At 61.3% G+C, this 13,324-nt stretch carries 16 protein-coding genes; 13 read left to right on the forward strand and 3 right to left on the reverse strand.

Annotation, left to right across the window (positions count from 1 at the left end):
• The first annotated feature begins 10 nt into the window (after positions 1–10).
• From NPS46_RS03720 to NPS46_RS03735, 4 genes are read left to right on the forward strand one after another with little or no spacing between them, the layout of a single operon-like run.
• Positions 11–739 (forward strand): ABC transporter permease, encoded by a 729-nt coding sequence (locus NPS46_RS03720; protein WP_274105038.1) that lies wholly within the window; start codon positions 11–13, stop codon positions 737–739.
• Positions 736–1,446 carry an ABC transporter permease gene (locus NPS46_RS03725; RefSeq protein WP_274105039.1) on the forward strand — a complete coding sequence of 237 codons (711 nt, stop codon included), beginning with the start codon at positions 736–738 and terminating at the stop codon, positions 1,444–1,446. The genes NPS46_RS03720 and NPS46_RS03725 overlap by 4 nt, the downstream gene beginning before the upstream one ends.
• Before the next feature lie 9 nt (positions 1,447–1,455).
• On the forward strand, positions 1,456–2,574 hold the full coding sequence (locus NPS46_RS03730) for a succinylglutamate desuccinylase/aspartoacylase family protein (protein ID WP_274105040.1): 1,119 nt from the start codon (positions 1,456–1,458) through the stop codon (positions 2,572–2,574).
• A gap of 7 nt (positions 2,575–2,581) precedes the next feature.
• The gene (locus NPS46_RS03735) at positions 2,582–3,346 is read left to right on the forward strand and encodes an ABC transporter ATP-binding protein (protein WP_274105041.1); all 765 of its coding nucleotides are present in this window, start codon (positions 2,582–2,584) and stop codon (positions 3,344–3,346) included.
• A gap of 24 nt (positions 3,347–3,370) precedes the next feature.
• Here NPS46_RS03735 and NPS46_RS03740 read toward each other — a convergent pair whose 3' ends face one another.
• Positions 3,371–3,583, reverse strand: a complete 213-nt coding sequence (locus NPS46_RS03740) for a hypothetical protein (protein ID WP_274105042.1) — start codon at positions 3,581–3,583, stop codon at positions 3,371–3,373.
• A 93-nt stretch (positions 3,584–3,676) separates the two neighbouring features.
• Complete coding sequence (gene dcd / locus NPS46_RS03745) at positions 3,677–4,243, reverse strand: dCTP deaminase (RefSeq protein WP_274105043.1); 567 nt, start codon at positions 4,241–4,243, stop codon at positions 3,677–3,679.
• Between the two features lie 364 nt (positions 4,244–4,607).
• Between dcd and NPS46_RS03750 the strand changes: the two genes are divergently transcribed.
• Positions 4,608–4,817, forward strand: a complete 210-nt coding sequence (locus NPS46_RS03750) for a cold-shock protein (RefSeq protein WP_002554837.1) — start codon at positions 4,608–4,610, stop codon at positions 4,815–4,817.
• A 120-nt stretch (positions 4,818–4,937) separates the two neighbouring features.
• Here the strand turns inward: NPS46_RS03750 and apbC are convergent, their stop codons facing one another.
• Positions 4,938–6,032, reverse strand: a complete 1,095-nt coding sequence (apbC, locus tag NPS46_RS03755) for an iron-sulfur cluster carrier protein ApbC (protein ID WP_274105044.1) — start codon at positions 6,030–6,032, stop codon at positions 4,938–4,940.
• A gap of 185 nt (positions 6,033–6,217) precedes the next feature.
• Here apbC and metG point away from each other — a divergent pair, with 185 nt between their 5' ends.
• From metG to NPS46_RS03795, 8 genes are all read left to right on the forward strand, one after another.
• A complete protein-coding gene (gene metG / locus NPS46_RS03760; protein ID WP_274105045.1) occupies positions 6,218–8,263 on the forward strand; it encodes a methionine--tRNA ligase in 2,046 nt (681 codons plus the stop codon).
• 132 nt (positions 8,264–8,395) lie between these two features.
• Positions 8,396–8,974 (forward strand): Rnf-Nqr domain containing protein, encoded by a 579-nt coding sequence (locus NPS46_RS03765; protein WP_274105046.1) that lies wholly within the window; start codon positions 8,396–8,398, stop codon positions 8,972–8,974.
• Complete coding sequence (rsxB, locus tag NPS46_RS03770; RefSeq protein WP_274105047.1) at positions 8,971–10,164, forward strand: electron transport complex subunit RsxB; 1,194 nt, start codon at positions 8,971–8,973, stop codon at positions 10,162–10,164. The genes NPS46_RS03765 and rsxB overlap by 4 nt, the downstream gene beginning before the upstream one ends.
• On the forward strand, positions 10,151–11,131 hold the full coding sequence (locus NPS46_RS03775) for an RnfABCDGE type electron transport complex subunit D (RefSeq protein ID WP_425312677.1): 981 nt from the start codon (positions 10,151–10,153) through the stop codon (positions 11,129–11,131). Before rsxB ends, NPS46_RS03775 begins: the two co-directional genes overlap by 14 nt.
• Positions 11,128–11,739 (forward strand): RnfABCDGE type electron transport complex subunit G, encoded by a 612-nt coding sequence (locus NPS46_RS03780; protein WP_274105048.1) that lies wholly within the window; start codon positions 11,128–11,130, stop codon positions 11,737–11,739. Before NPS46_RS03775 ends, NPS46_RS03780 begins: the two co-directional genes overlap by 4 nt.
• Positions 11,732–12,319 carry an Rnf-Nqr domain containing protein gene (locus tag NPS46_RS03785; RefSeq protein WP_274105049.1) on the forward strand — a complete coding sequence of 196 codons (588 nt, stop codon included), beginning with the start codon at positions 11,732–11,734 and terminating at the stop codon, positions 12,317–12,319. The genes NPS46_RS03780 and NPS46_RS03785 overlap by 8 nt, the downstream gene beginning before the upstream one ends.
• Before the next feature lie 25 nt (positions 12,320–12,344).
• Positions 12,345–12,983, forward strand: a complete 639-nt coding sequence (gene nth, locus NPS46_RS03790) for an endonuclease III (protein WP_274105050.1) — start codon at positions 12,345–12,347, stop codon at positions 12,981–12,983.
• Between the two features lie 107 nt (positions 12,984–13,090).
• Positions 13,091–13,273, forward strand: a complete 183-nt coding sequence (locus tag NPS46_RS03795) for a PA3496 family putative envelope integrity protein (RefSeq protein WP_274105051.1) — start codon at positions 13,091–13,093, stop codon at positions 13,271–13,273.
• Positions 13,274–13,324: the final 51 nt, after the last annotated feature.

A 13,324-nucleotide genomic window follows, 5' to 3' on the forward strand; every position in this document is an offset into this window, starting at 1 on the left:
AGGCGCAGCCATGTTTGAAAACCTTCTGCATGCCCTCGGGCTCTCCGCCTTCAGTTTGCAGGGCTTTGGCCCGATCCTGCTGGAAGGCACCTGGATGACCATCAAGCTTTCCGTCCTGTCGCTCGCGCTCAGTGTTTTACTCGGCCTGCTGGGCGCCAGTGCCAAACTCTCGCGCCTCGCCCTCCTGCGCATCCCGGCGCAGATCTACACCACGCTGATTCGCGGCGTACCGGACCTGGTGCTGATGCTGCTGATCTTCTACAGCCTGCAAACCTGGCTCAGCAGCCTGACCGATGCCCTGGGCTGGGACTATATCGAGATCGATCCTTTCAGCGCCGGCGTCATCACCCTGGGCTTTATCTACGGTGCGTACTTCACCGAAACCTTTCGTGGCGCGATTCTCGCCGTGCCGCGCGGCCAGGTGGAAGCCGCCACCGCCTACGGCCTCAAGCGCGGCCAGCGCTTTCGCCTGGTGGTCTTCCCGCAGATGATGCGCTTCGCTCTGCCTGGCATCGGCAATAACTGGATGGTCATGCTCAAGGCCACCGCACTGGTCTCGATCATCGGCCTGGCGGACCTGGTCAAGGCCGCGCAGGACGCCGGCAAAAGCACCTATCAACTGTTCTACTTCCTGGTGCTGGCCGCCTTGATCTACCTGCTGATCACCAGCGCCTCGAACTTGGTGCTGCGTTGGCTGGAGCGCCGCTATGCCGCCGGTGCCCGGGAGGCCGTACGATGATCGAACTTCTCGAAGAATACTGGCGCCCCTTCCTCTATAGCGACGGCACCCATATCACCGGGCTGGCCATGACCTTGTGGCTGCTGAGCGCCTCGATCTGCATCGGCTTTATCGTCTCGATTCCGCTGTCCATCGCCCGGGTTTCCCCTAAGCGGCGGATTCGCTGGCCCGTGCAGTTCTACACCTACCTGTTTCGCGGCACCCCGCTGTATATCCAACTGCTGATTTGCTACACCGGGATCTACAGCATTGCCGCCATCCGTGAACAACCGGTGCTCAATGCGTTCTTTCGCGATGCCATGAACTGCACCCTGCTCGCATTCGCCCTCAACACCTGCGCCTACACCACCGAGATTTTCGCCGGAGCCATCCGCAGCATGAATCACGGTGAAGTCGAGGCGGCCAAGGCCTATGGCCTGACAGGCTGGAAGCTGTACGCCTACGTAATCATGCCCTCGGCCCTACGCCGATCGTTGCCGTATTACAGCAACGAAGTGATTCTTATGCTGCACTCCACCACGGTGGCATTTACGGCGACCGTCCCGGATATCCTCAAAGTCGCCCGGGACGCCAACTCGGCGACCTTCCTGACCTTCCAGTCGTTCGGCATCGCGGCGCTGATCTACCTGTGCGTGACCTTTGCACTGGTGGGCCTGTTCCGCCTGGCCGAGCGCCGCTGGCTGGCGTTTCTCGGCCCGGCTCACTAGGACTCTTCCATGCGCCATCAGCGACACGATCTGCTTGCCCCTCTGCCCGGCACCGCCCGCCAGATCCACAGCTTCCACTTCGGCCCAGAACAAGGCGAAGGAAAAATCTATATCCAGTCATCACTGCACGCCGACGAATTACCCGGCATGCTCGTGGCCTGGCACCTCAAGCAGCGCCTGGGCGAACTGGAAAGCGCCGGGCGCCTGCGCAGCGAAATCGTCCTGGTCCCCGTGGCCAACCCCATCGGCCTGGAACAAGTGCTGTTGGACATTCCGCTGGGGCGCTATGACTTGGAAAGCGGGCAGAACTTCAACCGCTGGTTTGTCGACCTGAGCGACGAGATCGGTAATCGACTCGAACACCACCTCACTGACGACCCGGCGCACAATCGACAGCTGATTCGCGCCGCGCTGCGCCAGGCCCTGGCGGCGGAAACCAGCCATACCCAACTGCAATCCCAGCGCCTGACCCTGCAACGCCTGGCCTGCGATGCCGATATGGTGCTGGACCTGCACTGCGACTTCGAAGCCGTCGCCCACCTTTACACCACGCCCCAGGCCTGGCCTCAGGTCGAACCGCTAGCCCGCTATATCGGGGCCGAGGCCTGCCTGCTGGCCACCGATTCGGGCGGTCAATCGTTCGATGAATGTTTCACGCTGCTGTGGTGGGACCTGCAACAGCGTTTCGGTGACCGCTTCCCGATTCCCCAGGGCTGCTTTTCGGTCACTGTCGAGTTGCGAGGCCAGGGTGACGTCAACCACGGGCTGGCGAGCATCGACTGCCAGGCTATCGTCGACTACCTGATCCGCTTTGGCGCCATCGCCGGCGAGCCGCTCGCGCTACCGCCCCTGGCCTATCCCGCCACGCCCCTGGCCGGGGTCGAACCGGTGGCCACCCCGGTCGGCGGCCTGCTGGTGTTCTGCGCGCTGCCTGGCGAGTACCTCGAAGCGGGTCAACTGATCGCCCAGGTCATCGACCCGATCGAGGACCGTGTCACCGAGATCCATTGCAGCCAGCCGGGCCTGCTGTACGCCCGGTCGCTACGGCGCATGGCCACGGCCGGGATGATCGTCGCCCACGTCGCGGGGCGCGAGGCCTATCGCCGCGGTTATCTACTTTCACCTTGAGGTATCCATGTACAAATTGAGCATCGACGGCCTGCACAAATGCTATGGCGACCACGAAGTCCTCAAGGGCGTATCGCTCAAGGCCAATACCGGGGACGTGATCAGCCTGATCGGTGCCAGCGGCTCGGGTAAAAGCACCTTTCTGCGCTGCATCAACTTTCTGGAAACCCCCAACGAAGGCGCCATGAGCCTGGACGGACAGAGTATCCGGATGGTCAATGACCGCGACGGCATGCGAGTCGCCGACGCTGCTGAGCTGCAACGGATTCGCACGCGCCTGGCCATGGTCTTCCAGCACTTCAACCTGTGGAGCCACATGACCGTACTGGAAAACGTCACCATGGCTCCGCGCCGGGTACTGGGGTTGAGCAAAAAGGCGGCCGAGGAGCGGGCCCGCCGGTATCTGGACAAGGTCGGACTCGCCTCGAGGGTCGCCGAGCAATACCCGGCTTTTCTGTCCGGCGGCCAGCAACAGCGGGTGGCCATCGCTCGCGCCCTGGCCATGGAGCCAGAGGTGCTGCTGTTCGACGAGCCCACCTCGGCACTCGACCCGGAACTGGTGGGCGAAGTGCTCAAGGTCATCCAAGGGCTGGCCGAAGAGGGACGGACCATGATCATGGTCACCCATGAAATGAGCTTTGCGCGCAAGGTGTCGAGCCAGGTGCTGTTTCTTCACCAGGGGCTGATCGAAGAACAGGGGCCGCCTGAAGAGGTCCTGGGCAACCCACAGAGCGAGCGGCTGCGCCAGTTCCTCAGCGGCAACCTGAAGTAACTCGACAGCTACACGCGCCGGGCATCAGGCCACCGGCACGGGAGGCGGCTCATCGGGCAAGGTCGGCTCGCCGGGCTCCAGGGGCTGTTCGTTGGGGGTGTCGGGATCGGGTTGGCCGGGAATACCACCGGTCATGCGGTGCGAGTGCGGATGCGCCAGCAGTGACCAGGCCAGATGCCCGACCTGGTTGGGTTCGAGTCGCGCCAGCAAGGCACTGATGGAGGGATCGAGCTTCATGGTGAACTCCTGAGCGTTGGCGGGGGCCACGTTGCGCGGGCCGCCCAATACACCCGATAGAGTGTCTGGCGGCTCAGGAATTCCGTCGTTTCGTCAGGTGCGTGGCAAGGTGACGCCGCGCTGGCCCTGGTACTTGCCGCCACGGTCCTTATAGGACACTTCACACTCTTCATCGGACTCGAGGAACAGCATTTGCGCCACGCCTTCGTTGGCGTAGATCTTCGCCGGCAAGGTCGTGGTGTTGGAGAACTCCAGGGTCACATGGCCTTCCCACTCAGGTTCCAGCGGCGTGACGTTGACGATGATCCCGCAGCGGGCATAGGTGCTCTTGCCCAGGCAGATGGTCAGTACGTTGCGCGGAATACGGAAGTACTCGACGGTACGCGCCAGCGCAAAGGAGTTCGGCGGGATGATGCAGACATCACTTTTGACGTCGACAAAGCTCTTCTCGTCGAAGTTCTTCGGATCGACGGTCGCCGAGTTGATATTGGTGAACACCTTGAATTCGTCGGCGCAACGCACGTCGTAGCCGTAGCTCGACACACCGAAGGAAATCAGCCGTTCGGCGCCTTCGCCACGCATCTGCCGCTCGACAAAGGGTTCGATCATGCCGTGCTCTTGCGCCATGCGGCGAATCCACTTGTCCGATTTGATGCTCATGGCGGGTGTCCTGAATAACGAGGTGGAAAAATTCTGTCCGGCATCTTACCGGGGCCGGCGGCCGGGTTCAAAGGCTCGCGCGGTTTATCTGCATCAACGCCCCATCCCTGCGACCGCCGGGGGACAGGGGCTGGCCCCCAGAGTAAACCGTCAGTCATGAAAACCGAGAAACCTGAACGATACCATTGGCACGTCCCGGAAAAAGGGGTAAGGTGGCGCCACTGTGCTGCTTGTGTCACTGAGAATCTCTACACGATGTTGAATTTCGATCCAACCATCTCCAAGAATTTTTCCTGCTCTTTGCACTCAGTCTCGGCCAGGGCTTTTCCTGAGTCGCAGTTAACTTTGTCCAAGGAGATACACCATGTCTAATCGCCAAACCGGTACCGTTAAGTGGTTCAACGATGAAAAAGGCTTCGGCTTCATCACTCCACAATCCGGTGACGACCTGTTCGTACACTTCAAAGCTATCCAATCCGACGGCTTCAAAAGCCTGAAAGAAGGCCAACAGGTTTCTTTCATCGCTACCCGCGGTCAGAAAGGCATGCAAGCTGAAGAAGTTCAAGTTATCTAACTTGTCCTGATTTAGTAAGAAAGCCCCGCTCTCAACAAGCGGGGCTTTTTTTATGCCTGGCTTTTAGCTCCAGCCACCAGGCCGGACAAGCGAAGCCATGCCTCGCCTGCCCCGCTCAGCTTAATCGTCGCTGATGGTAATGCTCGGCATTGCTTGGGCCGCCGCTTCCTGCAGGACAATACGGGCGCCCACCTGGCGCGCCAGCTCCTGATAAACCATGGCGATCTGGCTATCGGGCTCGGCAATGACCGTTGGCTTGCCGCTATCGGCCTGCTCGCGGATCACCATCGACAGCGGCAGCGACGCCAGCAACTCGACACCATACTGCGTCGCCAATTTCTCGCCTCCCCCTTCACCGAACAGATGCTCGGCGTGTCCGCAGTTGGAACAGATATGCACGGCCATATTCTCGACCACGCCCAGCACCGGGATATTGACCTTGCGGAACATCTCGACACCCTTCTTGGCATCCAGCAGCGCCAGGTCCTGCGGGGTGGTGACAATGACCGAACCGGCCACCGGCACCTTCTGCGCCAGGGTCAACTGGATATCGCCCGTGCCAGGCGGCATATCGATCACCAGGTAATCGAGGTTGCCCCAATCGGTCTGCGTCACCAGTTGCAGCAGCGCGCCGGACACCATCGGCCCGCGCCAGACCATCGGCGTGTTGTCGTCGGTCAGAAACGCCATCGACATGACTTCGACGCCATGGGACTCGATCGGCACGAACCATTTCTGGTCCTTGATCTTGGGCCGCGTACCTTCGGCAATACCGAACATCACCCCCTGGCTCGGGCCGTAGATATCCGCATCGAGAATGCCCACGCGCGCACCTTCGCGTGCCAGGGCCAGGGCCAGGTTCGCGGCCGTCGTGGACTTGCCCACACCGCCCTTGCCGGACGCTACCGCAATGACATTTTTAACATTGGCCAAACCTGGAATCTGGGCCTGGGCCTTGTGCGGCGTGATCACACACTGAATATCGACCTTGGCCGCGCTCACACCGTCCAGGCCTTCAATGGCCATTTGCAGCATCTGCGCCCAGCCGCTCTTGAACAGACCGGCGGCATAACCCAACTGGAGTTGAACGCTCACCTGCGTGCCCTGGATATCGATGGCACGCACGCACCCGGCGCTGACCGGGTCCTGGTTCAAATAAGGGTCGGTGTATTGGCGAAGGACGGCCTCCACCGCTGCGCGATTGACTGCGCTCATGGGCAACTCCCGAAAAGACTGAGTAAAACAGCCGACTATCCTAACCCTTCTGCCCCTGGCAGAGCAGGGTTTTGCAAAACCACGCCCTGGAAGTGACTTCCCGGGTTTGGCTCTCACGGGGTGAAATATATTTCCCAGCGCTTTATAGTGGCCGACCTCCGTTTCACTTCAAGTAGCCGAGCCCCATGTCCGAGCCACGCAAGATCCTCGTCACCAGCGCCCTGCCCTATGCCAATGGTTCCATTCACCTTGGCCACATGCTCGAGTACATCCAGACCGACATGTGGGTGCGCTTCCAGAAGCACCGCGGCAACCAGTGCATCTATGTCTGTGCTGACGACGCCCACGGCTCGGCCATCATGCTGCGCGCGGAAAAGGAAGGCATCACCCCGGAACAACTGATCGCCAACGTCCAGGCCGAACACAGCGCCGACTTTGCCGACTTCCTGGTCGACTTCGACAATTTCCACTCGACCCACGCCGAAGAAAACCGCGAGCTGTCGAACCAGATCTACCTGCGTCTGCGCGATGCCGGGCATATCGCCACACGCTCGATCACCCAGTATTTCGACCCGCAAAAGCAGATGTTCCTCGCCGACCGCTTCATCAAGGGCACCTGCCCGAAATGCGGGACCGAGGACCAGTACGGCGACAACTGCGAAAAATGCGGCGCCACCTACGCACCCACCGACCTGAAGGATCCTAAGTCGGCCATTTCCGGGGCCACGCCCGTGCTCCGCGACTCCCAGCACTTCTTCTTCAAGTTGCCGGATTTCCAGCAGATGCTGCAAACCTGGACGCGCAGCGGCACCCTGCAGGACGCCGTAGCGAACAAGCTCGCCGAATGGCTGGATTCAGGCCTGCAAGAGTGGGATATCTCCCGCGACGCGCCCTATTTCGGCTTTGAAATCCCCGGCGAGCCCGGCAAGTACTTCTATGTCTGGCTAGACGCCCCCATCGGCTACATGGCCAGCTTCAAGAACCTCTGCGCCCGCCGTCCGGAACTGGACTTCGACGCGTTCTGGGGCAAGGACTCCACGGCCGAGCTGTACCACTTCATCGGCAAGGACATCGTCAACTTCCACGCCCTGTTCTGGCCGGCGATGCTGGAGGGGGCCGGCTATCGCAAGCCGAGCGGGATCAATGTCCACGGTTATCTGACCGTCAATGGTCAAAAGATGTCGAAGTCGCGCGGCACCTTTATCAAGGCCCGCACCTACCTGCAACATCTGGCGCCGCAGTACCTGCGCTACTACTACGCGTCCAAGCTTGGCCGTGGCGTCGACGACCTCGACCTGAACCTCGAAGACTTCGTGCAGAAGGTCAACTCCGACCTGGTCGGCAAAGTGGTCAATATCGCCAGCCGCTGTGCCGGCTTTATCCACAAAGGCAACGCCGGCGTGCTGGTGGCCGGCAATGCCGCACCGGAACTGACCGACGCCTTCCTCGCCGCCGCACCAAGCATCGCCGAAGCCTACGAAGGCCGCGACTTTGCCCGTGCAATGCGCGAAATCATGGGCCTGGCCGACCGTGCCAACGCCTGGATTGCCGACAAGGCACCCTGGTCCCTGGCCAAGCAGGAAGGCAAGCAGGATGAAGTCCAGGCCGTCTGCGCCCTGGGGATCAACCTGTTCCGCCAACTGGTGATCTTCCTCAAGCCGGTATTGCCGCAACTGGCCGCCGATGCCGAGGCGTTCCTCAACGTCGCACCGCTGACCTGGGACGACCACGCCAGCCTGCTGAGCAATCACTCGCTGAACGCGTTCAAGCCGCTGCTGACCCGCATCGACCCGGCCGCTGTCCAGGCCATGACCGACGCCTCGAAAGAGGACCTAGTCGCCAGCCAGACCGATACCGGTGGCCCAAAAGGCAACGGTGAGCTGACCAAGGAGCCGCTGGCAGCGCAAATCGACTTTGACGCTTTTGCCGCCGTCGACCTGCGCGTAGCCCTGATCGTCAAGGCCGAAGCTGTTGAAGGCGCTGACAAGCTCCTGCGTCTGACCCTGGATATCGGTGATGAGCAACGTAATGTGTTCTCCGGCATCAAGAGCGCCTACCCGGATCCGGCAGCGCTCGAAGGCCGTCTGACCATGATGATTGCCAACCTCAAGCCACGTAAAATGCGCTTCGGTATGTCCGAAGGCATGGTGATGGCAGCCGGTCCTGGCGGTGAAGAAATCTACCTGCTCAGCCCGGACAGCGGCGCCAAGCCAGGCCAGCGGATCAAGTAGACCACTGCCCAGCGTCCCAGCGGCCACCCTGTTCGGTGGCCGTTTTTTTTACTGCCTGGCACACCCCGCATCCTTGCCGGATAATGTCCCCCATCCCAAGTCAACCGCCCGCTCGTCCCAATCGGCAACGCCATGACCGACCTGTTCCTGACACTTATCAGCGCCGTACTGATCAACCATCTGATCGTACAACTCCCCCTAGGCATAGCCCCGGTGCTCCACGCCGCGACCGGCTCACGCGCACGGCTGCATGCCCTGGGCCTTGCCACCACCTGGCTGATGCTGACGATCACCGTGCTCAATCACGCGCTCTACCATTACCTGTTGCTACCGCTGGAGCTGACGACGTTGCGCTTGTTCGTCTTCCTGCCGTGCAGCGTACTCTTGATCAAGCCAAGCAAAGCCCTGCTGTCGCGCCTGTTTCCCAGGCTGGACTTCAGCGGGCTTTGGCCGCTGCTGGCGAGCAACGCAGGAATTCTCGGGCTCGCCCTGCTCGACACCCAGGCCGAGACAAGCCTGGCCCGGGCGGGCGCGCTGGGCCTGGGGGCCGGGCTTGGGTTCTGGCTGCTGGCAAGCGTGTACCAGGACCTGCGCCAACGTATCAACCAAGAAGACGTTCCCCTGCCTTTTCGCGGCCTGCCGATAGAACTGATCAGCATTGGCCTGCTGGGCGTGGCGTTTCTCGGTCTCAACGGATTGATCGCCCCATGAGCCTGATTCAACGTATCGATGCCCTGCTGCCGCAAACCCAGTGCGGCAAATGCGGCCACCCGGGCTGTCGCCCCTACGCCGAGGGTATCGCCCAGGGCGAAGCCATCAACAAATGCCCACCCGGCGGGCGCGAAACCATCGCCCAGTTGGCCGAGCTACTGCACCTTCCCGAACTGGAACTGGACACCGAACGCGGTACGGCACCGGCACAGATCGCCTATATCCGCGAAGCCGAGTGCATCGGCTGTACCAAATGCATCCAGGCCTGCCCGGTCGATGCAATCGTCGGTGCAGCGAAACTGATGCATACGGTACTGATCGACGAATGCACTGGCTGCGACCTCTGCATCGCGCCGTGCCCGGTCGACTGTATTGAAATGCATCCGCTGGCAAGCGCCAAGGTGGTGGCGATCGTCGGCGGGCAGGCCGCCGATGCCGCCCAACTGCGTGCACGCAGCGTCAAGCGCAACCAGGCGCGCCTGCGTTATGAGCAGCGCACGGCACGCCTGCGCCGCGAAGAAGAGCACAAGCTTGCCGAGCGCCAGGCCCGCGCCCATCGTGCCTCCCAGCCACGAGAAGCGACGGGCACTGCGGTCCAGGGCGCGATTGAGCCGATTCACACTCAGAAGGCCACCGCCGATGCGGCCCTGAAGAAAGCCAAGGTCGACCTGGCCATGAGCCGCGCCCAATTGCACAAATCCCTCAAAGCCTTTGGTCACCCGCCCATTGCCGAACAGGCCGCACAACTGGCGCACATGCAGCAGCAATTCGAGGCGGCAGAACGGGCCCTGGCCAAGCTGGAACAGAGCGCTCCCGCCCCTGCCCCCAAGGACAGCGGACTCAAGCGTGCCAAGATTCAACTGGCCCTGCACCGGGCAGAACTGAGCAAAGCCCGCAGCCATGGTGCGCCCGAGGAACAACTGACCCGCTTGAGCCTCGCCCTCGCCCAGGCCGAGCAGGACCTGCATGCCGCCGAACAGGCCAGCGCCAAGCCAGCGCCCGAGTTGATCCGCATCGAAAAACGCCCGATTGATCCCCGACTGCGCCAACTGAAGACCGAACTGGCCTATGCCCGGGCGGACTTGAGCAAGCTGCAACGCAGCACACACACTTCTCCACAACAGTTGGAACAGGCGCAACACCGTCTGCTGGAACTGGAACAACAGGTGACCGCCCATGCTGCCTCCTAGTCCAGCCGCTGATGAACGCCTCAACCATGCCATGCGCCTCGTGCTGCTGGCATTGCTGCCCGGCGCACTGGTGCTGCTCTGGCTGCATGGTTGGGGACTGGTCTTTAATTGGCTGCTGAGTGCGAGCGCCGCACTGGCGGTAGAGGCCGGCATTCTGGCCCTGCGCAAACAGCCCGTGCGCACGACCCTGCTCGATGGCAGTGCACTGGTCACGGCCACCTTACTGGCCCTGGCACTGCCGCCCTACTGCCCCTGGTGGCTGCCCCTGAGCGCCAGCGCAGCCGCGCTCCTCTTCGGCAAGCATCTGTACGGCGGGGTCGGTCGAAATCCCTTCAACCCGGCCATGCTGGGCTATGCCCTGATGCTGGTGTGCTTTGCGCAACCCATGAGCCAGTGGCCAGGCCACAGCCTGGGTTTTCTCGACGCCCTGCAGCAGGTCGCCGGTTTCGACTTTTCTCCCTTGCGCCCGGATGCTTGGGCCCAGGCCACTGCGCTGGATGCGTTGAGAGTCAACCGGAGCCTGACCATCGATGAACTGTTCGCCAGCCATCCTGCGTTTGGCCGCGGTATTGTCTGGGCCAACCTGGCCTTCCTGGCCGGCGGCCTGCTGCTGTTGCAGCAACGCCTGTTCAGTTGGCACGCGCCGGTCGGCATGCTCGCAAGCCTGTTTGTGATCAGCCTACTGTGCTGGAACGGCACGGGATCGGACTCCCACGGCTCGCCACTGTTTCATCTACTGAACGGGGCCAGCCTGCTCGGCGCGTTTTTTATCGTGACCGAGCCTTTCTCAGGGGCGAAAACACCCCTGGCGCGCTTACTGTTTGGCATTGGTGTCGGCCTGCTGACTTATCTGATCAGGACCTGGGGCAGCTACCCGGACGGCCTCGCGTTCGCCGTATTGCTGATGAACCTCGCCGTCCCCAGCCTGGAACGCCTGAGTACCCGCAAGGGAGCAACCTGCCCATGAAACGCATTATTTCCCTGACCGGCGTGGCGATGCTCGCCGGCCTCGGCATTGCAGGCACCTTGCACGTGCAGCAAGCGACAGCTCCCTACAGCGCCACCCAACGCCAGGCACTGGACAGCCGCGCCCGCTTGTCCGTGCTGCCCCTCGGCAGCTACGACAATCACCCACTGGAGCATCCCCTGCCCCTGCACGATATCCAACTGGCCAATAGCCGCCTGAGTAAAGGCTGGCTGGCCACCCTTGGTGGCCGACCAAGCGCGGTGCTTTTCCAAAGCCGGACACAGGGTTACGAAGGCCCCATCGACTTGCTGATTGCGATTGGCAGCGATGCTCGCCTGCTGGGTGTCAAAACCCTGGCCCAGCGTGAAACACCCGGATTGGGCAGCCCGATCGCCGAGGAAGATCATCCCTGGATGAGGGCCTTCAGGGGCAAATCGCGCAACGAGCCAACAGATCCGGGCTGGGCCCTGAAAAAGGATCGGGGAGAATTCGATCAGTTGGCCGGGGCCACGGTAACGTCACGTGCCGTGCTGCAGGCCACGCACGATGCCTTGCGCTATTTCGACGAGCAGCGCCGGGAACTGTTGAGGGAGTCCGGTGATGAATAAGGAAACAGCAGTGATCGGTAGCCTGTTACTGGTACCGCTGATCGGCACGAGCGGCTGGCTGGTCACCGCCATCGGCTTCGCCTTGATCTTCTGCCTGCTGATAGCGGGCTACGCCCTGTTGATGTGGCCACTGCGCCGATGGATCCACCCGTCCCAGCGGCTACTGGCGAGCATCCTGCTCGGTGCCAGCCTGGTCAGTTGCAGCGAGTTGCTCCTGCAGGCCTGGTCATTGGAGTTGCATCAGGCGCTGACGGTGTACCTGCCGCTGGTCAGCCTGCAAATAGTATTAATGGAGTACAGCTATTTTTTTGCGCGCTCGGCCCGACAATGCCTTGGCACCCTGGCCGGCTTCTGCGCCCTGCTGCTGACACTATCGCTGCTGCGTGAAGCCCTGGGCAACGGTACGCTGCTGGCTCACTGGCAATGGCTGACAGGCGCTGCCCAATCCAGCCGAGGATGGGTCCTGTTTACCCCGGGCGAAGGTATTCGCCTGCTTACCCTGGTGCCGGGAGGGTTTATCCTGCTGGGCTTGCTACTCGCTGCCCGACAAGCCTGGTGGCCAACCACCAGAAACGACTGAATGACGCCGAGGAATCCCCCGATCCATGAATGCCGCTAAACGCCTGGAAATCTTTCGCAGATGGCATGAAGACAATCCGCACCCCAAGACCGAACTGGACTATTCATCGCCCTTCGAGTTGCTGATTGCAGTCATCCTTTCGGCCCAGTCCACGGATGTCGGCGTCAACAAGGCCACTGCCAAACTGTTTCCGGTCGCCAATACTCCGCAGGCCATGCATGCACTGGGGGTGGAAGGGCTCTCCCAGTACATCAAGACCATCGGCCTCTACAACAGCAAGGCCAAGAACGTGATCGAGACCTGCCGCCTGCTCGTCGAGCGCCACGGCGGTGAAGTACCACAAACTCGCGAAGAGCTGGAAGCCTTGCCGGGCGTGGGGCGAAAAACGGCGAATGTGGTGCTCAACACGGCCTTCCGACAACTGACCATGGCCGTCGATACCCATATCTTCCGCGTCAGCAACCGCACGGGGCTGGCGCCGGGAAAGAATGTCGTCGAAGTCGAAAAGAAGCTGATGAAGTATGTACCGAAGGACTATTTGCTCGACTCCCACCACTGGCTGATCCTCCACGGCCGTTATGTATGCCAGGCCCGCAAGCCGCGCTGCGGCAGCTGCAGGATCGAAGATCTATGTGAGTACAAACAGAAAACCTCGGACGATTGAGGCTTTATTAGAAATATTGATTAGTCGATTGAAAAAATCTTTTTTACCCGCACCGCGATTATCGCTATAAGGAGCGCCAATGGCCGTCTTAGCCTGGAGTTGACCTTATGAGCACTGGCAAAGAACAACTGGATGTGGACGACGACTTCGCCTCGCCCGAGGCTGTCGAACCGGAAGAGCCGCAGGTGGAAGTTGCCAAAACCAACCTAAGCAAGCGCCGCACTATCGACAACATGCTGGAAGAACGACGCCTGAAGAAACAACTGGCTGATTACGACTTCGATCTCTGACGTATTTCACCTCTGATCGAGTGCCTTGCGAGTATCCGGCTACAAGCTGCC

It is taken from the genome of Pseudomonas putida (genome assembly GCF_028682395.1).
Lineage (GTDB): Bacteria > Pseudomonadota > Gammaproteobacteria > Pseudomonadales > Pseudomonadaceae > Aquipseudomonas > Aquipseudomonas putida_AB.